A 909-nucleotide genomic window follows, 5' to 3' on the forward strand; every position below is an offset into this window, starting at 1 on the left:
CGAATTACTCCGTGATGACCTTGAGGCGAAAGGTCCTGTTAAGGTGAGTGAGGTAGAAGGTGCGCAGAAAGAGATACTCACCATTGCTCGACGCTTGTCTGAATCCGGTGAAATTGCGCTGGGCGGATCTGGCGAAGCGATGATATAGCATGAGTGACAAAAACAAGCGTGTCCCTTTAGGTGAACTGAGCGCCTACGAACGCTGGGAGCTGCCGAATATTGGCGATCCCGGTCGTGCGGCTAGTCAGGCAGAAAACGCCAGAAAGGAGAAAGTCAAACCACCGACTGCACAGCAAATTGAATCAATAACTAAGCAGGCATATGACTCCGGCTTTGAAGAAGGCCATCGAGATGGTTTCGCTAAAGGTTCAGAGGACGGTCGTGCTGCGGGTCATGCAGAAGGTTTGGAGGCCGGTAAAAGTGAAGGTTACGAACAAGGGGTTGCCCAAGGCCAGGGTGAAATTGCCGAAAAATTGTCACAGCTAGATGCCCTAATGAACCAGTTGGTTAACCCCATTCAGCAGCAACAGCAAGTCGTTGAAGAGGCGATGTTAAATGTTGCGGTTGCGCTTTCCAGAGCAGTGATTCACCGAGAGCTCAATATTGATAGTGCAAGCCTTACACTGGCTTTGTCTCGAGTCATGGAAGGTTTGCCAGCGCTGGACTCAGGGGCAATGTTAAAGGTCAATGAGCAGGATTATGAAACTGTTTCAAAAGCACTAGAGGCTTTAGGTTCTGGTATTGAGCTAGTGAAAGATCCAAGTGTTATAGCGGGTGGCTTCTTACTGAAGACTTCAGCTCAGGTGATTGACTATACCGTTGAAAAACGATTTCAAAAAGCTGTTCAGAGTATGCTGGATACCGCTGTCAATAATACAGCTTCAGGTACTCAAGAAGTGCCAGTGACGA

The 909-nt window shown here is 48.5% G+C and carries 2 protein-coding genes; both read left to right on the top strand.

The window, feature by feature from the left end:
• Positions 1-148: FliG C-terminal domain-containing protein (locus A3757_RS25465; protein ID WP_304439222.1), on the top strand; the 148-nt coding region annotated here is incomplete at its 5' end.
• A gap of 1 nt (position 149) precedes the next feature.
• Positions 150-909: FliH/SctL family protein (locus A3757_RS24045; RefSeq protein WP_068740433.1), on the top strand; the 760-nt coding region annotated here is incomplete at its 3' end.

Source organism: Oleiphilus sp. HI0117, assembly GCF_001635235.1.